Origin of the sequence: Nocardioides marmoriginsengisoli, from assembly GCF_003725695.1 — a bacterium.
GTDB lineage: Bacteria > Actinomycetota > Actinomycetes > Propionibacteriales > Nocardioidaceae > Marmoricola > Marmoricola marmoriginsengisoli.
In genome coordinates this window covers 162417-183048 of record NZ_RJSE01000007.1, presented here as the reverse complement: position 1 = coordinate 183048, position 20632 = coordinate 162417, and the positions used below count along the sequence as shown (strand labels likewise).

Sequence of the window (20632 nt, the reverse complement as noted above, 5' to 3'; positions counted from 1 at the left end):
GGATTCCGATACTCCGATGTTCTTTAACTTCGGAAAGTAGACCAGTTAGCGGATCGTGAGCTGGCGGCTCGCCAACCCGGATCGAACCGAGCGCTCGTGGGTCTCCAACGGGCGAGCATCGGCGAGGGTGGCGACCAGCTTCTTCTCGAACTCCGCCACCGGAGCGACCAGCGCTTCGGCACCGGTGCCCTGCGGCAGGTCCCACACCGGAACCAGGACGCCGTGCGCACGGAACATCCCGATCAGGCGGCCGTCCTCGACCAGGTGGTCCTCGCCGGCGGCGTGCAGGCGGGCCAGTGCGTCGAGGAGCTGGTCCTCGTCCTCGGGGCGGACCCAGCGGAGGAACTCGCGTTCCCCGAGTGCCGTCCAGTACGCCGCCTCGACGCCGTCGAGCCGGACCGTCGGCGCCGCCGATCCGTTGGCCTGCTCGAGCACGGCGGCCATGCTGCCGTCCTCGTCGTCGACGTCGGAGAGCCAGAAGTCGAAGCCCTCGTGGACGGTCACGGCGAGCTCGCCGGTGACCAGGTCCTGCAGCCGCGGTCCGTCGCCGGGGCTCTCGGTCAGGCCGACCATCGTGCCGGGCTCTGCCGTCAGCGCGGCGGTCAGCACCGCGGCCAGGTCACGGCTCGGGTCGCCGTACGCGTGCTGGACCTGGAGCCCGAGCCAGATGGCGCCGTTCTCCCGGACCAGGGCCGGCGCGGCGCCGGGCAGCAGGGTGCAGAGGGTGACCTCGCGCTTCGGGTCCTCCTTGAGGGTCAGCGGCGCCGAGGCCGCCGGCACGAACTCGCGCAGGGCGATCAGATCCGTCTCGCCGACGAAGCCCTCGAAGGGCCGGGCCGAGAAGATCGGCGGGGGTCCGGACGGGCTGCCGTGGCAGGACTTGTACTGACGCCCGGAGCCGCACGGGCACGGTTGGCGCGGGCCGACCTCGCCGGGAGCTGACTCGACGGAACGACCCTTGGTGCGCGACTTCTTTCCCATGGGGGGAGGCTACCGAGTGCCCGGGCCTGCTCGACGCCCCACCCGTGGCACCGCCGGCGTACCGGTACGGCCGAGGGCTCCTGGCGGAGGCGTTCAGGCCAGCGGGATCAGGACGTGCACGACGTGGATCCGCCGGGTCCGCTCCGTCCACCAGCGCAGGCTCAGCGCCTCGACGATGGCCAGTCCGCGGCCGCGTTCGGCGTCGTAGTCGGCGGTGACGACCCGGGGTTCGGTGGAGCCGCCGCCGTCGCAGACGCTGAGGACCAGGTCGTCGCCCTCGCGGCGCCACCTCACCAGCAGGGTCTGGTTCCGCAGCGGCGTGGCGTGCCGGATCGAGTTGGCGACCAGCTCGGTCGCCACCAGGCGGGCGTCGTGGATCGTGACCGGGGACGAGCCCTGGTGGGCAAGCCAGCTGACCAGGGCGCGGCGTACCGCTCCGGCGCTCTCGGCGGAGAACGGGAGACTCAGCGAAACGGGACCTTGCAGAGGGGCTGCGAGGAGTGTGCTCAAGGGACTTCCTTCGGCGTTCGAACCGTTGGCGGACTGACCCTTCCCCGCGCCGGGCGCCGTCAAACGTCGGCGTCGAGGTACCTCTTCGTCGGACCCGGTCTGTCCGTGATCACGGCGCTCACGCCCATCGACCGGCAGAGATCGATGTCGGACTCCTTGTTGACAGTCCAGACGTGCAGCTCGGTGCCCGCCTCCCGGATCCGCGTGATCAGGTCCGGGTGCTTGCGCAGCACCTTGATCCCCGGTCCGGCGATCCAGTCCGGCTCGGCGAACGGTCGTACCCGGGCCCAGTCGGTCGGGCCGTCCATCAGGAATACCAGGCGCAGGTCGGGGGCCAGCCGGCGTACCCGGCGCAGCGCGATCCAGGAGAAGCTCATCACCCGGGCCGGGGAGTCGGCGCCCGCCCAGCCGAAGTCGTCGAGCAGCTCCACCAGCCGGCGCTCGACCAGACCTGCGTACCGGGTCGGGTGCTTGGTCTCGATCGCCAGCTCGACCAGGCGCTCGTAGTCCCGCACGGTCTCCAGCAGCCGCCGCAGGGTGAGCACCTTGCCCAGCTCCGGGTCCAGCTCGGGCGCCTCGTCGTCCAGCTCCGCCCACGGGTGCTTCCAGCTCGCGAAGTCGAGCTGCTCCAGGTCCGAGAGCTCCATCGACGAGACCAGGGCACGCTTCTGGGCGGTCCGCTTCAGGTCGCGGTCGTGGACGCAGACCAGGTGCCCGTCGGCGGTCAGCCGGACATCGCACTCCAACGCCTCGGCACCCTCGTCGAGCGCCGCGACGTACGCACCCAAGGTGTGCTCGGCATTGGTGGCGCTCGACCCCCGGTGCGCGACCACCTGCGGCCTCGTCACTCCCATGGGGACATTGTGCTCGTGATCCTCGTACGGCGACATGCAAATGTCGCGCGCGGGACTGGTGGGGCGTCCAGGCGTCCCTCCCGCCACCTTCGCATGTCCGGGGACGGCCGCGGCACGACGTAGGATTCGCCGGTGACCCCGACCGACGACACCGCCCCCGACCCCGGGACCGGCGGGATCGACCCGGCGGACCTCGAGACCACCGTCCGGGTCCTCCAGCAGCTGCACCACCTCGACGAGACCGACCCCGACCTGGTCACGGTGAAGCGGGCCGCGTCGCACATGTACAAAGCCCTCAAGGCCGAGCGCCGCAAGCGGAAGCGCGACGCCGAGCTGGCCGCCGACCGGGCCGTGATCGAGGCGACGGCGACCGGTTCGCCGATGCGGATCGACGACGAGACCCAGGGCATCCCGCTGGTCTCGAACACCCGGGGCGCGTTCGCCGGCGAGCTGATCAACCCGCGCGGCTGCTACATCTGCAAGAACGACTTCACCCTGGTCGACGCATTCTACCACCACCTCTGCCCCGAGTGCGCGGCGTTCAGCCACACCAAGCGCGACCAGCGCACCGACCTGACCGGCAAGCGCGCGCTGCTCACCGGCGGCCGCGCCAAGATCGGGATGTACATCGCGCTGCGGCTGCTCCGCGACGGCGCGCACACCACCATCACCACCCGCTTCCCGAAGGACGCCGTACGCCGGTTCGCGGCGATGGAGGACAGCGCCGACTGGCTGCACCGGCTGAAAATCGTCGGCATCGACCTGCGCGACCCGACCCAGGTGGTGGCGCTGACCGACGACGTCGCCGCGGACGGGCCGCTGGACATCCTGATCAACAACGCCTGCCAGACCGTACGACGCTCGCCGGGCGCCTACTCCAACCTGGTGGAGATGGAGTCCGCTCCCCTGCCGGACCTGCCGGTGCTCCCCGAGATGGTGGCGTTCGACCGAATCTCCGAGGCGCACCCGGCGGCCATCTCCGGCGCGCTCGCCGCGGCCGCCGTCGCGCACCACGAGGGCGAGTCCGAGGAGCACGCGATCGCGATGCACAACGCCGCCTCGCTGACCGCGCTCGCCCTGAAGGCGGGCAACGCGTCCCTGGAGGCGCACCTGGCCGGGACCGCGGTCGACGCCGGCGGACTGCTCCCGGACACCCAGACGAACAACTCCTGGACCCAGGTCGTCGAGGAGGTCGATCCGCTGGAGCTGCTCGAGGTGCAGTTCTGCAACTCGATCGCACCGTTCCTGCTGATCTCCCGGCTGCGACCGTCGATGCGTGCCGCCGTACGGGCCGGTGCGCGCCGCGCGTACGTCGTCAACGTGAGTGCCATGGAGGGCCAGTTCTCGCGCCGCTACAAGGGCCCCGGCCACCCGCACACCAACATGGCGAAGGCGGCGCTGAACATGCTGACCCGGACCAGCGCCGGGGAGATGTTCGAGACCGACCAGATCCTGATGACCGCCGTCGACACCGGCTGGATCACCGACGAGCGGCCGCACCAGGAGAAGCTCCGGATCGCGGCCGAGGGCTGGCACGCGCCGCTGGACCTGGTCGACGGGGCCGCGCGGGTCTACGACCCGATCGTGCTGGGCGAGGCCGGCGAGGACCTGTACGGGTGCTTCGTGAAGGACTTCAAGCCAAGCCCCTGGTGACGTCGAGTAGGCCCGTTCTGTGCGTCGAATAGGCCCCTTCGGTTCGTCGAGTGGGCCCGATTGGTCACTCGACCGACGCGATGATCGCCCGCAACGCGCCGACGTGCTCCGTCAATACCTTGCGCCCCTTGCCCGTCAACGAGACCCAGGTCGTACGCCGGCCGCCGCGAGTGCCCTTCCGACTGCGCAGGTAGCCGACCTCGGAGAGAGCGGCGACGTGCTTGGAGAGCACCGAGTCGGACACGTCGAGCCCGTCACGCAGGACCACGAACTCCACCTCAGAGGTGGTGGCGAGCATCGTCATCAGCTTGAGGCGCGCCGGGGGCTGGAGGTGCCGGTCGAGCTCTCCCATCAGCTTCCGATCACGAGCAGGACGCCGAGGACGACGCTCGAGAGCACCAGCAGAACCACCATCAGGAGCGACTCGCCACGTCCGTGCCTGGCCGGGTCCGAGCGGTAGGTGCGCATCCACCGGACGCCGCTGACGACGTAGCCCGCACCGCCCACGACTGCGCAGATCGCGACGACCCACCAGAGGTCGGCGAACGCTGCCCAGACGGCGGCGCCGAACGCGAGGGCGTACACGGTCGAGGCGAGGGTCGCCGTACCGAAGACGACCCGGCTCATCAGCCCGCCCAGCCAGACGCCGTTCCGGCGGCGGAACGCGAAGAGCTGGGCCGCCCCCACCGCGTAGAAGACCACCAGCCCGAGCACGACGAGCCGCATGCCGGCACCGTCCTGCCGAGCGATCCCGACGGCTCCGGTGACGATCTGGGCAACGATCGACGCACCGATCGACGCATGGAAGTACGGCGGCAGGACCAGGTCCTCAGCCAGCCGGTCGCGCGACTCCTCGGCGTCCCGGAGTACGGCGGCAGCTTCCTCCGGAGTGGGCCTTGCAGGTGAAGTTTCCATGTTGGAAAGTATGGATCGAACTTTCCAACATGGCAAGTAGTTGACGGAACAGGCCCACTCGACTGACCGAACGGGCCTATTCGACGGACGAAACAGGCCTATTCGACGGTGCTACACCTTGGCGAGGATGCCGGCGTCGACCGGCAGCGTCACGCCGGTGATGTAGCGGGCCTCGTCGGAGGCGAGGAAGAGGACGGCGTTGGAGACGTCGCTCGCCTCCACCCAGGGAACCGGCAGCGCGTTGGTCGCGATCGAGACGTCGACGATGTCGTCGCGGCCCGGGGACTCCAGGTCGGGCCGGAACAGCCGGAAGATCTCGTCGTTCATGATCATCGGTGTGTCCACCTGGGTCGGGTTCACGCTGTTGACCCGGATCCAGTGCGGTGCCAGCTCGTTGGCGAAGGTGCGCACCAGGCCGGTGACCCCGTGCTTGGCTGCCACGTAGTGGGCCAGGTTCGGGGTGCCCTGCAGGCCCGCCGCAGAGCTGGTCAGCACGATCGACCCGCCGCGACCCGCGGCGACCAGGTGCGGGACCGCGGCCTTGATGGTGTGCCAGGTGCCCGTGAGGTTGATGTCGATCATCTCCTGCCAGGCGGCCTCGGAGATCTCGTGACCCGGGGCGTAGCTGGCGATGCCGGCGTTGGCCACCACGACGTCGAGCCCGCCGAGGGCATCGATCCCGGCCGCGAGCTCACGGCTGAGGACGTCGAAGTCCCGGACGTCCACCTGCGCGGCGTACGCCTGACCGCCGGCGGCCCGCACCAGCTCGCAGGTCTCCTCGAGGTCCTCGCGCGTCGACATCTCGTAGCTCACCGACGCCACCGGCGCGCAGATGTCGAACGCGATGATCGACGCGCCCTCCTCGGCCAGCCGTACGGCGTGGCTGCGTCCCTGGCCGCGGCCGGCTCCGGTGATGAGCGCGACCTTGTCCTCTACCCGTCCCATGCTCTCCTCCTCGAGTGCGATCTGCGGTGCCCGGCTCAGCCGACCCCGACGATCGCCTCGGCGATCGAGAGGTAGCGGTCGAGCAGCGGGTCGAAGCTGAGCGGCGCCTCCGGCCGGTACCAGGTCGCGACCCCGGCGCACATCGACGTGATCGCCCGCGCCGCGTCCCCCGGGTACGGCGTGTGGAACACCCCGGTGGCGACGCCGTCGTCGATCACCTTGTCCAGCATCGCCTGCAGCTCGTCACGGCGGTCGAGGTACTTCCGCCGGTTGACGGACTCGAGGCTCCGGAGCTCGCTGGTGGAGACGATCGCGCCCTTGCGCCGGTAGACGTGGAACAGCAGCATGCTCGAGACGAGCGCGTCGAACTGCGCCCGCGGCTCGGCGTCGGCGTCGGCCACCGCGAAGCGGCTCCGCTCGATCAGCTCGTCGACGATCACCATCATCAGGTCGAAGAGGATGTCCTGCTTGGACTTGTAGTGGTGGTAGATGCCGGGCACCGAGAGCCCGGACCGGTCGGCGAGCTGACGCGTGGTCGTCCCGTGGTAGCCCTTCTCCGCGAACACGTCGAGGGCGGCGCTCAGTACCCGCGGCAGGTTCTGCTCGTGGTAGATCCGCCAGTCCTCGTAGGTGTCGGTGGGCAGCACGGTGGTGCTGACCGCGGCGTCCCCGTTTCGCTTCCGGGCGAAGTCGATCAGCCACTTCAGCGCCTCGACGTCGTCGACCGCTCCCATGCTGGTGACCCGACGGGCGGCGGTTCCCTGGAGGATCCGCTTGACCGGCACCTCCAGCCGCTTGCCGGTGCGGGTGCGCGGGAGGGCCGGCGCGACGATGATCTCGTCCGGCACGTGCCGGCGCGAGGTCCGGCCGGCGATGGTCTCGACGATGCTCGAGCGCAGTGCCACCTCGTCGGTCCCCGGGTCGGCCACCACGAACAACGGCATCCAGTAGCCGCCCTCGGGGAGCTCGACGCCGACGACGAGGCTGTCGCTCACCTCGGTCAGCGACTCGACGGCCTCGTAGATCTCGGCGCTGCCGAGCCGGACCCCGTTGCGGTTGAGCACCGAGTCGGTGCGGCCGTGGATCAGCACGGTCCCGCGCTCGGTGACCGTGATCGAGTCGCCGTGCCGCCAGACCCCCGGGAAGACGTCGAAGTACGCGTCCCGGTAGCGCTCGCCCTCCGGGTCGTCCCAGAACGCGATCGGCATCGACGGCATCGGCTGGGTGATCACCATCTCGCCGGTCTCGCCGTCGGGCAGCCGGTTGCCGCGCTCGTCCCAGACCTCCAGGGCGACGCCGAGCGCGGCACCGCTGAGCTCGCCGTCGTAGACCGGGAGGTTCGGCGCGCTGGCCACGAAGATGCCGACGATGTCGGTACCACCGCTCATCGAGCCGAGCTGGAGGTCGGCGCGCACGTGCTCACGGACCCACTCGTTGCTGCTGGCCGGCAGCACCGAACCGGTGACGCCGATCAGCTGGAGCGCCGAAAGGTCCAGGTCGCGGCCCGGCTCGAGACCGTCCCGCGCGCTGGCCTGCAGGTAGCCCGGGCTGGTGCCGAACACCGTGACGCCCAGGTCCTGCACCAGCCGCCAGAGCAGACCGGTGTCGGGGTGGGTCGGGCTGCCGTCGAACAGGACGATGGTGGCGCCGTGCAGGAGCCCGCAGATCTGCGCGTTCCACATCATCCAGTTGGGCGTGGTGAACCAGAAGAAGACGTCGCTCTCGTCGAGGTCCATGTGGAATCCCGGCGAGACGAGCTGCTCGAGCAGGGCGCCGCCGTGCCCGTGCACGATGCCCTTGGGCCGACCCGTGGTGCCCGAGGTGAACAGCACCCAAAGCGGATGGTCGAAGGGCACGTTGACCTCGGTGCTCACCGGCTTGCTGAACCGCTGCAGCTGCTCCCAGGTGGCGTCGTACGGCGTGGTGTCGTCGCGCGCGACGCCGCCGGTCTCGATCGACACGACGAAGGCGTCGACCGGCAGCAACACCCGGAGCTCGGCGACCGCGTCGCGGCGGTCCTGCTGGACGCCCTTGAACAGGTAGCCGGTGCCGGTGATGAAGACGGTCGGGTCGAGCTGGCCGAGGCGGTCCATCGCCGCGGCCGGCGCGTAGTCCATGCCGGTCTGCGACCAGACCGCTCCCAGGGTCGCCGACGCCAGGAACGCGACCACGCCCTCGATGCAGTTCGGCAGGTAGGCGACCACCCGGTCGCCCTCGCCGACACCCCGATCGGCGAGCGCACCCGCGACCGCGGCGACCTGCTCGCGGAGCTGGCCGAAGGTGACCGACTCACGGTGCCCGTCGTCGCGCACCAGGATGATCGCCTCGCGCTCGGCGGCCCCGTGCTTGAGCATCTCCCGGGCGAAGTTCAGCGAGCCGCCGTGGAACCAGCGCGCCCCGGGCATCTCCCGCGACGAGAGCACCTCGGTGGCCTTCACCCCGAAGTCGACCCCGAAGTACGTCGCCACCGCCTCCCAGAAGAGCGCGGGCTCCGCCGCCGACCACGCCTGGAGCTCGCGGTAGTCCCGCGGGTCGGCCAGCGTGACGACTCCCTGCGCTCCGAGCCACCGAGCGAAGTCGACCACTCGGGAGCGATCGATCTGGTCGTCCGTGGGCAGCCACGCCGCCTCGACTGTCACGTCTGCACATCCCCTTTCGCGTTGCACACCTGAACGTTCACTGGTCATCGGCGGTTGGGCAGCAGCGACCCTCGGGTGATCACGACGTCGATCGCAACAGCAAGGATAAGTACACCGCCCGTCGCGAAGCTCTGCACCTCGGTCGAGAGACCCAGGAGCTGGACGCCGTTGTTGATCGACCCGATCACCAGGGCACCCAGCAGGGCGGCCCAGACCGTGCCGCGGCCGCCGAAGAGGCTCGCCCCGCCGACGACGGCGGCGGCGATCGCGTTCAGCATCAGCGGCCCGCCACCCGACGAGTTGGAGACCGCCAGCAGGCGGGACGCCTCGATGATCCCGGCCACGGCCGCGCAGGCGCCGAGCACCAGGAAGGAGTAGATGACCATCCGGGAGACCGGGATGCCGGCACGCTGCGCGGCCTCGCGGTTGCCGCCGACGGCGTACAGGTGGGTGCCGTAGCGGGTCCGGCTCGTCGCGTACGACGCGATCAGCAGCATCGCGACCAGGATCAGCACCGGCAGCGGCAGACCGCGGCCCTCACCGAGGACCGCCACCGCCCCGAAGACCACGACCCCGCAGAGGACGGCCGGGACGCCGACCGAGACCAGTGCTGACGAGTCCGCAGCCGCGCCGCGCTCCCGGTGCGCGCGGAAGCGGGCCGCGCAGAAGAGCAGCCAGCCCACGCCGGCGATGACGAACGCCCAGCCGGACGGGATGTAGGTGGAGGAGATCTTGGCGAAGTCGGTGCCGCCGATGTTGATCACGAACTCGGGCGGCAGCACCACCAGCAGGAGACCCTGCAGGATCACCATGCCGCCGAGCGTGACGATCAGCGACGGTACGCCGAAGATGATCGCCAGCACCTCGGCCAGGACGAAGACCAGACCGGTGGCGACACCGCCGAGGATGGCCATCCACAACGGCCAGTCGCTCTTGATCGCCAGCTGCGCGGTGACGGTGGCGCAGACGCCGGAGAGCAGCGCGGAGGAGAGGTCGATCTCGCCGACGAGCAGCACGAACACGATGCCCAGCGCCAGGATCGCCGTGGTGACGATCTGGAGGGAGAGGTTCGTGATGTTCGTCGAGGTGAGGTACGCCGAGTTGCGGGAGTAGAAGTACAGCCAGATCAGGCCGAGGACGAACAGCACCGGGATGCTGCGGTAGCGCCCGCTCAGTCCCTCGACCAGGCGCGAGAGCAAGGGCGTGCTCTGCTCCCCCGCGGTCGTCGGTGCCGGGGCCTTGTGCGTGCTCATCAGTTGCTCTCGGGGGATCGGGGGGCCTCGTGGGCTCCGGTGATGGCGGCGATCAGGTCGCTCGAGGTGTACTCGCCGCGACCGAACTCGGCGACCTTGCTGCCCAGGCGCATGACCACGACGCGGTCGGCGACCTCCTGGACGTCCTTGAGGTCGTGCGAGATCACCAGGACGCCGCGGTTCTGGGACTTCAGGCGCAGGATCAGGTCGAGCACCTCGGCGCGCTGGGAGACGCCCAGCGCTGCCGTCGGCTCGTCGAGCAGCACCATGCTCGGGTCGGAGATCAGGGCGCGGCAGATCGCGATGCCCTGCCGCTGGCCGCCGGAGAGCCCGCCGACGGGCGTGTTGAGCGAGCGGACCTTGACGGCCAGGCTGTCCAGCACGTCGCGGGCCTGCTGCTCCATCCGGTGCCGGCTGACCGGCCGGCCCCGCAGGAACCCGCCGGTGATCTCCTGGCCGAGGAAGAGGTTGCGGACCGCGTCGAGGTTGTCGCACAACGAGAGGTCCTGGTAGACGGTGTGGATCCCGGCGCTCTGGGCGGCCCGCGGCGTCTCCAGCCGCACCGCCTCACCGCGCACGCGGAGGGCGCCCGAGTCGGGGTGCTCCACTCCGGAGATGACCTTGACGAGGGTGGACTTCCCCGCGCCGTTGTCGCCCACCAGGGCGACGACCTCGCCTCGGTAGAGCTCCAGGTCGACGTCGTGGAGCGCACGGACTCCGCCGAAGTACTTCGAGACCTGGTTGAGCTCGAGCAGCAGCTCGCCGCGCTCCACGGTGGTAGCAGCGTCAGGCATGGGGTTCCCCTCCTTGGGTGAGGTGTGGCCGCCCGCCGACGGGCGGCCACACCTCGATCGTGGGTCGGTCAGCCGACCTTGGCCTTGCAGGTCGGCGTGTCAGCGGCAGGACCGCCGTCGCAGATCTGCTTCCAGGTGAAGATCCCGAGGTCGACGGCCTGCTGGACGATCTCTCCGGGGTCCTTGCCCTCCTCGAGGTGGATCAGGGTGGTGTCGAGCTTGGCGGTCGGGATGTCGTTCGTCCCGTTGTTGACCGAGTCCTGCACCAGGTCGGACGGCGGGTCCTCGCCGTTGATGGCCGCGAGGGCGATCTTGGCGGCCGCCTCGGCCTCGACCGAGAACGGCTTCAGGACGGCGTCCTGCTGGTCGCCGGTCAGCATGTACTGCATGCCGGTCAGCTCCGGGTTCTGGCCGCCGTACACGGGGATCTTGACGTCCTTGCCCTTGAGCGCGGCGATGATGCCCGCGGCGTTGCCGTCGTAGAAGCCGAGGAAGACGTCGACCTTGTTCTGGGTCTTGGTCAGGCACTGCTCGGCAGCCTTCTGGGCGTTGTCGGGGGCCCAGTCCTTGATGTAGTCCTCGCAGACCACCTTCAGGGTGCCGTCGTCGATCAGCGGCTGCAGCACCTCGTTCTGGCCCTTGAGCATGTCGGTCGTGTAGACGTCGCCCTTGTTGCCGTACTGGCGGGCGAGGTCGATCGGACCGTCGCCGAAAGCACCGGCCTCGACCTGGCTCTTGAAGTACTCGCCTTGCTGGACGCCGACCTTGTACGGGTCGAAGATCACCTGGGCGTACATCGGTCCGTTGAGCGGCGGGTTCTCGTAGCCGATCACGGGGACCTTCGCGGCCGCGGCGGCCTGCAGCAGACCGGCACTGGTGTTCGGGTCGGCCGCCACCACGACCAGGGCCTTCGCTCCGGCCGAGATCGCCGAGTTCGCCTGCGACAGCTGGGTGGCCGAGTCGCCGCCGCCGTTGACGAACTTCACCTCGATATCGGGGTCGAGCGCCTCGAGGGCCTTCTCGAAGTCCGGGCCGTCCTGCTCGATGTAGCGGGTCGGAGTGGTGTTGGGGGCCATGAAGTAGACGAGCTTCTTGCCGGACGACGAGCCGCCGCCATCGGAGTCCCCGTCGCCGCCACCGCAGGCGGCCAGCACCAGGCTGAGCCCCGCCACGATCGCGACAAGGCCGGGCCTCAGCCATGCATTTCTACTGCCTTGCATCTTCTTCTCCTTCGAGGGACGCACCCGGCCGGGTGGCAGGGTTCTTCATGAGCGCTGTTCGCAGCCGCTCATCAGGTGACGGGGCGGGTGGAGGTCTCCTCCCTCCGCCGCGTCGTTCTCACCCAGAGCCCCCGAGCCGACTCATGGGATCCGCTGACGCCGGACGTCAGGGACGTACTCCGCGGAGGTCCGCGGTGATCTGCAGCGCGAGGTGCTTGGAGTAGATCCGCACCCAGGCCAGCGGTCCGCCCATGAACCAGAAGCCGCGCTGCCCGGTACGGCGGTAGAGCCCGCCGATCTCGCCGTCCTCCCCGATGCCCAGCACCAGCGGGCACCGGTCCGCGACCTGGTCGCCGAAGAGCCGGCGCGCCGTCTCGCGCATGTTGGAGTAGCCGGTCGCCAGGACGACGAGGTCGGCGTCCAGCTCGCGGCCGTCGGCCAGCTTGATCCCCGACGGCGTGAACTCGGCGAGGCCGGAGCCCTGGGCGAGCCCGATCTTGCCGTCCGCGATCAGGCCGGAGGCGCCGACGTCGATGTAGTAGCCGCCGCCCTTGGCGAGGGCGTAGCCCATCAGGCCGGTGCCGTCGGGGCCGTCGTTGAGCTTGAAGCCGACCGCTTCCAGCGAGCTCAGCAGCTCGGCGTCCTTCTCGGCCGTCTGCTTGACCCCGTCCTTCGCGGCCTCCAGCACCAGCGGCCACGGGAAGGCGCTCGCCAGCAGGTCGGAGTACTCGGTCGGCGGGCCCGACTCGGTGAAGTTGGCACCGAAGATCGCCGGGATGCCGTGCAGCTGGCTGATGATGTGCGTCGAGGAGCGCTGCACCAGGGTGACCTGGGCACCGGCCTCGTGGAGGTCCTGCGCGATGTCGTGACCGCTGTTGCACGCGCCGACGACGATCGCCTTCTTGCCGGCCCAGCTGCCGCCCGCGCCGTGCTTGCTCGAGTGGTAGACGGTGCCGGCGAAGGAGTCGCGGCCCGGGAAGTCGGGGACGTTGGGCTCACCGGCCGCACCGGTGGCGAGGACGACGTCACGCGGCTTGAGGGTGCGCTCGCCGTCGGCGGTCCGGACCTTGACCGTCCAGGTGCCGGCCGCTTCGTCGTACGCCGCGTCGGTCATCTCCGCCGAGCACCAGACGTTGAGCTCCATCGCCTGGGCGTAGAACTCGAACCAGTCGGCGATCTTGTCCTTCGCCGAGTAGATCGGCCACGACTGCGGGAACGGGAGGTAGGGCAGGTGGTCGGCCCAGACGGGGTCGTGCAGCACCAGCGAGTGGTAGCGGCTGCGCCAGCCGTCGCCGATCCGGCCGCTCTTCTCCAGGATCAGCGCGTCGACGCCCATCAGCCGGAGGTTCGCCGCGAGCGCGAGGCCGCCCTGGCCGGCTCCGAGGATGACCACCTCGGGCTCCCGGTCGGCGTAGGCCTGCGCCGCGTCGCGCTGGTCCTTCCAGTTGCGCTGCGTGGTGGCACCGACCTCGTGGCGCGGGCCGGTGGGACGGCGGCTGCCGAGGGCGCGCTCGTGGCCCTTGAGGTCCTCGGCGCCGGTCATCACGGTCCAGGCGCGCCAGCCGTCCGCGCCTTCCCGGATGCGAGCGACGCCCCGGCACCAGGCGCCGGCGGTCTGGAAGGTGAAGAAGCCCTCGATCGAACCGCTGCCGCCCTCCTCGGCGACGAACCGGGGGCCGAAGTCGGTGATCAGCTGCACGTCGGAGACGGCCGCCGATTTCAGGTTCTCGTCGAGCAGGCCGGCCACCTTGTCGGTGCCGTGGAAGGTGCCCAGGTCCCAGCTGAGCGCCAGGAGGTCCCGCCACCAGCAGTCCGCGTCGAGCAAGCCGACGGTGCCGGCCGTGTCGGCCGATTCCAGGGTCCCCGCGAACTCCGTGAGCCAGCCCTGGAAAGCCGCCTTCACCTCGACGGGGGACGAATCGGTGCCAACCCTCACGTGCATTCCTCCTTGACGCCTTCGTGCCCTACCTGGCCCGACCGAGCGATCGCTCGGTAGGGAGGAATATGACACAGGTCACCTGACGAGCGGAAGTAGTACGAAGAGGAAATTTTCGACGCGTCGACCCGGCGCACTCGTCGAGTCGCGCGTTCTGGTGCGTCGAAATGGGCGTGATGGCCCGTGGAACCGGGCGTTTCGGCCCGTCGATCAGCGGATCAGCGATCCCGGAGATAGCGACCGAAATGGGGGACGGTGAAGGCGATCCGGCCTCGTTCGGCGGAGTAGATCAGGCCCTTCTTGAGGAGGGCGTCGCGGGCCGGGGAGAGGGACTGCGGCTTCTTCCCGAGTACGGCGGCGACGTCCGCGGTCGGGACGGACTCGATGACGTCGAGGTCCTCGCCGGACTCGGCGCGGGCGACCGCGGCATCAGCCATCGCCCGCAGGTACTCCCGCTCCCCCGGCGTCGCCCGCTCGTAGCGGCTGCCGAAGAACCCCACCGCGAGCTCGGTCTCGGCCTCGGGAGCGGCGACCGCCACGTCGGCCGCGGTGATCGGGCTGCTCGGCGCGACGTCCCAGACCGCCTTGCCGTAGGCCTGGATGAAGTACGGGTAGCCGCCGGTCGCGGCGTACATCGCCGCGAGCGCGTCGTCGTCGTAGGCGGCGGACTCCTCGGCCGCCGGGGCGGCCAGCGCCCGGTCGGCCTCGGCCCGCCCGAGCCGGTCGATCCGCTGGTAGCGGAACAACCGCTCGGAGTAGGACTTGCTCGCCGAGAGCACCGCCGGGAGGTGCGGCAGACCGGCGCCGACGACGATCATCGGCAGCCCCGACTGGCTGATCTCGTGGCAGGCGGCGCAGAGCGCGGAGACGTCGTCCGGGCCGAGGTCCTGCATCTCGTCGATGAAGACCGCGACCCCCTTGCCCACGTCCGCGGCCAGCCCGCCGGCGTCGCTGAACAGCTCCACCAGGTCGATCTCGATGTCGCCCGAGTCCGCGCGACCCTTCACCACCGGAGCCTCGATCCCCGGGTTCCAGACGTCGCGCAGCTTGGCGCCCGGTGCGGCGTCACGTTGCGCGAACGCCCGGATCACACCGAGCACCTGGTCCACCTGGGCCGGCTCGGGGTGGCCGAGCTCGCGGACCGCCTGGTGCAGGGCACTCGACAGCGGTCGGCGCAGGCCCTGGTCCGGACGCGCCTCGAGCTTCCCGGTCCCCCATCCCCGTCGTACGGCGGCGGAGCGGAGCGCGTTGAGCAGGACCGTCTTGCCGACGCCGCGGAGGCCGGTAAGCACCAGCGACCGCTCCGGACGACCGTGGGCGATCCGCTCCAGGACGACGTCGAACGCACCGAGCTGGTCGTCGCGGCCCGCAAGTTCTGGGGGCCGCTGGCCGGCACCAGGGGCGTACGGGTTCCGGATCGGGTCCATGATCAGAGAGTATCCAGTTGTCTAGGGAATTCCTTAGACATCGGTAGCGAGTCGTATGGACGTCGCTGCGCCGATCCGCCCGATGCGCTTAGGATCGAACGCGTTGCCCTCGACTCGGGAGAAGACCACGGTGGCCATCACACTTGCATCCGATGTTCTCGGCGATGCCGAGATCACCGACAGCATCGGCGCCGGCGACGTCGGATCCGCCGCCCGGCTCTGGGTCCGGTACTGGCCGACCGCGCTCACCGCGGCCCGCCAGTACGTCGAGCCGGCCGAGGTCCCCGGGCTCGCCGCCGAGGCCCTGATCGGCACCATCGCCGCGATCGCGATCGGCCGAGGACCCCGGGAGGACGTCGAGGAGTTCGTGACCTCCGCCGTCCGCGAGCTCGGCGAGGGCGACGACCAGACCCCGGACCCGGGCAACGCGGCCGGGCACCCCGACGTGTTCGTCTCGGCCGCGATGACCCGGTCGTTCGCCGAGCTGGACGAGGCGACCCAGGACAGCCTGCGCACGATCGCCGCCGACCAGGCGCTCGACGACGACCACGCCCGCGCGCTCACCGTGCTCCAGCACTACTACCTCGCCGAGCACGCCGACAACGCCATCTCGACCGCCTGCCGGCGCCCGCACATCGCGCTGATGTCGGTGGCCGAGGGTTCGACCAAGAACATGTCCGCCGAGGCCTGGGTGCACCTGAGCACCTGCGCCTGGTGCACGGAGGCGTTCCACGAGATCGCCTCCAGCAACACCGCACTCGGTGCGCTCATCGACCCCGCGGTGCTGCACCCGGTCGCCTCAGCCCCGATCGCGCCCGTCGCCGGTGTTGCAGCCGCCACCGAGGCGGTCGAGCCGTGGGCCGCCGAACCCGACGACACCGAGGTCGCCGCGCTGGCCGCCGTACCGGCTGCTCTCGAGGTGACCACACCGGTCCCGTTCGAACCCTGGGCGAGCGAAGCCACGGCCACCGACGACACCACCGAGGTGGCCGCGGTGGGTGTGGCCTCCGCTGCCGGAGCCCGGAAGCGAGGCAGGCGACGCAGGCTGGTAGCCCTGGCCGCGGTCACGGCCGCCGCCGTAGCCGTCGTCGCGGTCGTCCTCAGCGGCGGTGACGACGGCACCACGCCGGCATCGGCCGGCACCACCCCGAGCGCCACCGCGGACGACCCGACGCTGCCGCCCTCCATCGGCGGACCCGAGGCTCCGGAGACTGCGCCGACGACCCCGGCCGCCACCACCGAGGCACCGACCCCGACCGCCACCCCGACCGACGCCGCCACGGCTGACGCGACCACCGCGGCCGCCAAGCCGACGAAGAAGTCGACGCCCACCAAGAAGCCGACCACGAAGCCGTCGTCGACCCCGCGTCCGAGCGACCCGCCGACCACCGCGGAGCCGACCCCGACCCCGACTCCCACCCCGACCACGACCCCCAAGCCGTGCAACGCGCTCCAGAAGTTGCTCGGCCTCTGCTGAACACGAGTAGATTTCCGGCATGCCCGAGCTGCCCGAGGTGGAAGCGCTCGCCCACGACCTGGCGAAGCGGCTCGACGGTCGCGCGATCGTCCGGGTCGACATCGCCAACTTCAGCTGCCTGAAGACCTACGACCCGCCGATCACCGCGCTCTCCGGCGGGATGGTCGACGGGGTCAGCCGGCACGGCAAGTTCCTCGACTTCGACGTCTCCGGCACGCACCTGGTGCTGCACCTCGCGCTGGCCGGGTGGGTGCGCTGGAAGGACGAGGTCCCCAAGCTGCCGGCGAAGCCGAACAGCAAGTCCCCGCTCGCCGCGCGGGTGATCCTGGACGACGGCAGCGGCCTGGACATCACCGAGGCCGGCACCCGCAAGAGCCTCGCCCTGTACGTCGTCCGGGACCCGCAGGACGTCGAGGGGATCGCCCGGCTCGGCCCGGACCCGCTGGCCGAGGAGTTCACCACCGACGTGCTCGCGGGCATCCTGGAGACGGCCGGGCGCGCCCAGATCAAGGGCGTTCTCCGTTACCAGAGCACCATCGCCGGGATCGGGAACGCCTACTCCGACGAGATCCTGCACGCCGCCAAGATGTCGCCGTTCAAGCCGGCGAACAGCCTGACCGAGTTCGAGGTCCAGCTGCTCCACGACACGATCCGCAGCGTCCTCGGCGACGCGGTCGCCCGAGCCGACGGATTGCCGGCGAGCGAGCTCAAGCGCGAGAAGAAGTCGAACATGGCCGTGCACGGTCAGGCCGGCGAGAAGTGCCCGGTCTGCGGTGACATCGTCCGCTCGGTCTCGTTCGCCGACCGCAGCCTCCAGTACTGCGCAACCTGCCAGACCGGCGGCAAGCCCCTGGCCGACCGGCGGATGTCGAAGCTGCTGAAGTAGGTCGGCGCGTAGGTGCGGGCTCTCGGACGTCGAGCCTGTCGAGACGTGGTGACGTCCGCGCACAGGTGCGGGCACCTCGACGAGCTCGATGTCCGGGGACGTATCTTGGTCGCCATGAACGGCATCCCCACGGTCACCGTCGACCAGGTCCCCGACCCGCTTCCCGAGGGCCTCACCGTGCTCGACGTACGGGAACCCGTCGAGTGGGCGCACGGCCGGATCGACGGCGCGCTGCACATCCCGCTGATGGAGCTGATGGAGCGCGTCGACGAGGTGCCGACCGAGTCCCAGGTCCTGGTGGTCTGCAAGGTCGGCGGCCGGTCCGCGCAGGCGACCGGCTTCCTGGTGCAGTCCGGCCGCGAGGCGATCAACCTCGACGGCGGGATGCTCGAGTGGGCGGCCGCCGGCCGAGCGATGGTCAGCGACGCCGGCGACCCGATGGTGGTCTGACCGGCTTCACCCGAAGGCTGCCGGCAGCGGCAGTCGGAGCGCCCGCTCCAACCGCTCCAGGTACGACGCCCGCGGGATCTCGACCACGCCCAGGGTGCCCAGGTGGTCGGTCCGCCACTGGGTGTCGATGACCCTCTCGGCCGCGTGCTCGTCGGCGAGCAGCCCGACCAGGCCTACCAGCGCCACCTTGGACGCATCCCGCGACCGGGAGTACATCGACTCCCCGGCGAACAACCCGCCGATCGCGATCCCGTAGAGCCCGCCGACCAGCTCGCCGTCGTGCCAGGTCTCCACCGAGTGCGCCCAGCCGAGCTCGTGCAGCCGCCGGTAGGCGCCCGCGATCCGGTCGTCGATCCAGCTGCCGTCGCGCGCCGGGTCGGCGCACCCGGCGACCACCGCGGCGAAGGCGGTGTCGACCCGCACCTCGTAGCGGCGGACCGAGGCGCGCAGCGACCGGGAGACCCGCAGCCCGTCGAGCGGCAGCACCCCGCGATGTCGCGGCGACCACCAGCCGATCTCGTCCGGCCCCTCCGGCATCGGGAAGAGCCCGCCCGCGTAGGCGTCCAGCAGCGTCGCCGGTTCCAGGTCCGCGCCGATCCCGAGGAAGTCGCCCGCGGAGGGCGGCGGTGTCGGCATCGCCCAGCGCGACGGTCCGGGGTCGATCGGCATGCGCCCATCATCGCGGGTTTCCGGCGGACCGGGACGACCGGCTCGGCCCCTCCGTCGCCACGCGCCCACTAGGCTCGCGTCATGAGCGTCGCCAAGCGGATGGGTGCAGCCCTCGCCCCCAAAGTCACCCAGGTCGCGCCGAACCTGTCGGCCGCCTTCGTGCACCAGGCGCTGGCCAAGGCCATCTCCGGTGTCGGCCCGCTGCCGAGCGCGGCTGCCGCGGCCGACAAGCAGCTCGCCCAGAACGGCGGCGACATCGAGCGCGCCACCCACGACGTCATCGAGAACCACGTCCGGTACGCCGCGACGCAGGGCTTCCTGACCAACATCGGCGGCCTGGTCACGATGGCCTTCACGGTGCCGACCAACATCACCGGCCTGGCGCTGATCCAGTGCCGGATGGTCGCCGGCATCGTGCACCTGCGCGGCTACGACCTCGACGACCAGCGGGTCCGGGACGCGATCCTGGCCTGCCTGCTCGGCGAGGAGCGGATCCTCAAGATGATCAAGCAGCGTGAGCTGCCGGGCACGCCGATGGAGGTCGCCGGCACCGCGATGCACGACCCCGCGCTGGACACGGTGCTCGCCAACGAGGTCGCCTCCGAGCTGATCACCCGGGCGGCGGGCAAGCGGCTGGCCACCACGGTCGGGCGCCGGGTCCCGGTCGTCGGCGGTGTCGTCGGCGCCGGCACCGACGCGTTCGTGACCTGGAAGATCGGCCGCTACGTCGAGCGCGAGTTCTTGCCGCGCAAGCGCCGGTAGGCCGCAAGTCCCACGGCGGCGGTCCTGCTGTTGTCGGCGGCCGCCACCAGGCGCTGCTTCATCCGGTAGGTCCGGGTCGCGTAGACCGCGGCGAGCTCACCGTGCAGGCGCCCGATCTCGGCGTCGCGCAGCTCGATCTCGTCGCGCAGCCGGGCGGCCTCGACCGTCATCGCGGTCAGCGCGCGGAGCAGCACCGCGGACTGCTCCTCGGACGTCGAGGCCGCTGGGTCGACGTACGGGAGGGCGGGTTGCGGGACCAGGTCGTCCAGGTCGCCGACGACGTCGTACCCCTGGAGCGCGATCTCGGCGACCCAGGTGCGGCTGAGCTGCTCGGCCCACGCCCAGACGTCGTCGGGCACCGAGATCCGCGACGAGGCACGCTCCTGGGAGAGGTTCTGGTGGACCAGGCTCTCCCGGACCAGGGCCCGGTAGTGGTGGTTCGGCACCGCGGTCGCGATCTGCTCGTTGAGGCGTCGTACGGCGGTCGCCTCGGCCACGCCGAGCGAGTGGTTCGCCCGGGTACCGGGTGCGGGGAACGCCTGCGGGTCGAAGCCGAAGACCTGCGCGAACCGCTGCCACAGCTGGTCCTTCGGAGCACCCGGCGGCGGCACCGTGACCAGGTGCACCTGCTCACGCGGTACGCCGGCGCCCCACCGCTCGAGGACGGCCGGCGTCTCCTGGACGCCCCAGAACCACTGCCCGAGGATGCTGCTCCGCTCCGGGTCGCGGATGCCGTCGAGGAAGTCGGCGTAGGTCTTCACCCGGCGGTGCTTGACGTTCTCCTGCCACTCGGCCGGGATCTGCCGGACGAGGTCCCGCGCCGAGAGCACGATGTGCACCTCGCCGCCGAGCGAGGCGAGTGCCCGCGCGACCTGGTCGGGCGTCGCCCGAGCCAGGATCTCGTGGCTGATGATCACGGTGCCGGGCCAGTCCCGGACCTCCGCGGCCAACCGGTCCCAGGCACCGACGGCCTGGGCCTCGAGGCCGCCCCACTTCAGGTCCATCAGGTCCAGCGCGGCCAGGAAGTGCGCGTCGAAGCGCTCAGCCGGGTAGAGGATCCCCTGCTCGCTCAGCCGCTCGCGCTCGGCGAAGAACATCTCCTGCAGGAGCGAGGTGCCGGTCTTCGGGGAGCCGACGTGGAGGATCACCTTCGTTGCCATCAAACCCTCACTGCGTCACGTCGTCCCCCGGGAAAGCCCTGGAAACGGCCCGAACAAGGCAGCGTCAGCCTACCAATCGGCGCAGGTCCGCCGACGGAGCA

19 protein-coding genes are annotated in these 20632 nt (G+C 70.7%); 5 read left to right on the top strand and 14 right to left on the bottom strand.

Annotated features, from left to right (window positions below):
* Nucleotides 1-45: 45 nt before the first annotated feature.
* The 3 genes from EFK50_RS09525 to EFK50_RS09515 form a co-directional block, all read right to left on the bottom strand.
* Nucleotides 46-981, bottom strand: coding sequence for a DUF5926 family protein (locus EFK50_RS09525; RefSeq protein WP_123227349.1), 936 nt, complete (start codon nt 979-981; stop codon nt 46-48).
* Nucleotides 982-1074: 93 nt separating this feature from the next.
* Nucleotides 1075-1491 carry an ATP-binding protein gene (locus EFK50_RS09520; RefSeq protein ID WP_183407749.1) on the bottom strand — a complete coding sequence of 139 codons (417 nt, stop codon included), beginning with the start codon at nt 1489-1491 and terminating at the stop codon, nt 1075-1077.
* 59 nt (nt 1492-1550) lie between these two features.
* Complete coding sequence (locus tag EFK50_RS09515; RefSeq protein ID WP_123227348.1) at nt 1551-2345, bottom strand: glycerophosphodiester phosphodiesterase family protein; 795 nt, start codon at nt 2343-2345, stop codon at nt 1551-1553.
* A gap of 132 nt (nt 2346-2477) precedes the next feature.
* Here EFK50_RS09515 and EFK50_RS09510 point away from each other — a divergent pair, with 132 nt between their 5' ends.
* A complete protein-coding gene (locus tag EFK50_RS09510; protein ID WP_123227347.1) occupies nt 2478-3998 on the top strand; it encodes an SDR family NAD(P)-dependent oxidoreductase in 1521 nt (506 codons plus the stop codon).
* 64 nt (nt 3999-4062) lie between these two features.
* On the opposite strand, the gene EFK50_RS09505 is transcribed toward EFK50_RS09510, so the two are convergent.
* The 9 genes from EFK50_RS09505 to EFK50_RS09465 all read right to left on the bottom strand — a co-directional run bounded on the left by EFK50_RS09505 (nt 4063) and on the right by EFK50_RS09465 (nt 15127).
* A complete protein-coding gene (locus EFK50_RS09505; RefSeq protein WP_123227346.1) occupies nt 4063-4350 on the bottom strand; it encodes a transcriptional regulator in 288 nt (95 codons plus the stop codon).
* Nucleotides 4350-4913, bottom strand: a complete 564-nt coding sequence (locus EFK50_RS09500) for a hypothetical protein (RefSeq protein WP_123227345.1) — start codon at nt 4911-4913, stop codon at nt 4350-4352. Before EFK50_RS09500 ends, EFK50_RS09505 begins: the two co-directional genes overlap by 1 nt.
* A 111-nt stretch (nt 4914-5024) precedes the next feature.
* Nucleotides 5025-5858, bottom strand: coding sequence for a mycofactocin-coupled SDR family oxidoreductase (locus EFK50_RS09495; RefSeq protein ID WP_123227344.1), 834 nt, complete (start codon nt 5856-5858; stop codon nt 5025-5027).
* 35 nt (nt 5859-5893) lie between these two features.
* Entirely contained in the window at nt 5894-8497 is a 2604-nt protein-coding gene (locus EFK50_RS09490; protein ID WP_221177341.1) for an acetoacetate--CoA ligase, read from the bottom strand.
* Between the two features lie 44 nt (nt 8498-8541).
* Entirely contained in the window at nt 8542-9750 is a 1209-nt protein-coding gene (locus EFK50_RS09485) for a sugar ABC transporter permease (protein WP_123227343.1), read from the bottom strand.
* Entirely contained in the window at nt 9750-10544 is a 795-nt protein-coding gene (locus EFK50_RS09480) for an ATP-binding cassette domain-containing protein (RefSeq protein WP_123227342.1), read from the bottom strand. Before EFK50_RS09480 ends, EFK50_RS09485 begins: the two co-directional genes overlap by 1 nt.
* Nucleotides 10545-10612: 68 nt before the next feature.
* A complete protein-coding gene (locus EFK50_RS09475; protein ID WP_148046109.1) occupies nt 10613-11764 on the bottom strand; it encodes a substrate-binding domain-containing protein in 1152 nt (383 codons plus the stop codon).
* A gap of 166 nt (nt 11765-11930) precedes the next feature.
* Nucleotides 11931-13700 carry a flavin-containing monooxygenase gene (locus EFK50_RS09470; RefSeq protein WP_183407747.1) on the bottom strand — a complete coding sequence of 590 codons (1770 nt, stop codon included), beginning with the start codon at nt 13698-13700 and terminating at the stop codon, nt 11931-11933.
* 218 nt (nt 13701-13918) lie between these two features.
* The gene (locus EFK50_RS09465; RefSeq protein ID WP_123227339.1) at nt 13919-15127 is read right to left on the bottom strand and encodes an ATP-binding protein; all 1209 of its coding nucleotides are present in this window, start codon (nt 15125-15127) and stop codon (nt 13919-13921) included.
* A gap of 130 nt (nt 15128-15257) precedes the next feature.
* Here EFK50_RS09465 and EFK50_RS09460 point away from each other — a divergent pair, with 130 nt between their 5' ends.
* The 3 genes from EFK50_RS09460 (at nt 15258) to EFK50_RS09450 (ending at nt 17940) form a co-directional block, all read left to right on the top strand.
* A complete protein-coding gene (locus EFK50_RS09460; protein ID WP_123227338.1) occupies nt 15258-16604 on the top strand; it encodes a hypothetical protein in 1347 nt (448 codons plus the stop codon).
* 19 nt (nt 16605-16623) lie between these two features.
* Complete coding sequence (locus EFK50_RS09455) at nt 16624-17490, top strand: Fpg/Nei family DNA glycosylase (RefSeq protein WP_123227337.1); 867 nt, start codon at nt 16624-16626, stop codon at nt 17488-17490.
* A 114-nt stretch (nt 17491-17604) separates the two neighbouring features.
* Nucleotides 17605-17940 carry a rhodanese-like domain-containing protein gene (locus tag EFK50_RS09450; protein ID WP_123227336.1) on the top strand — a complete coding sequence of 112 codons (336 nt, stop codon included), beginning with the start codon at nt 17605-17607 and terminating at the stop codon, nt 17938-17940.
* A gap of 6 nt (nt 17941-17946) precedes the next feature.
* Here the strand turns inward: EFK50_RS09450 and aat are convergent, their stop codons facing one another.
* The gene (aat, locus tag EFK50_RS09445; protein WP_123227335.1) at nt 17947-18609 is read right to left on the bottom strand and encodes a leucyl/phenylalanyl-tRNA--protein transferase; all 663 of its coding nucleotides are present in this window, start codon (nt 18607-18609) and stop codon (nt 17947-17949) included.
* 81 nt (nt 18610-18690) lie between these two features.
* On the opposite strand from aat, the gene EFK50_RS09440 reads away from it, so the two are divergent.
* Nucleotides 18691-19371, top strand: coding sequence for an EcsC family protein (locus EFK50_RS09440; protein ID WP_123227334.1), 681 nt, complete (start codon nt 18691-18693; stop codon nt 19369-19371).
* Here EFK50_RS09440 and EFK50_RS09435 read toward each other — a convergent pair.
* A complete protein-coding gene (locus EFK50_RS09435; RefSeq protein WP_123227333.1) occupies nt 19332-20531 on the bottom strand; it encodes a hypothetical protein in 1200 nt (399 codons plus the stop codon). The genes EFK50_RS09440 and EFK50_RS09435 overlap by 40 nt on opposite strands.
* Between the last annotated feature and the right edge of the window lie 101 nt (nt 20532-20632).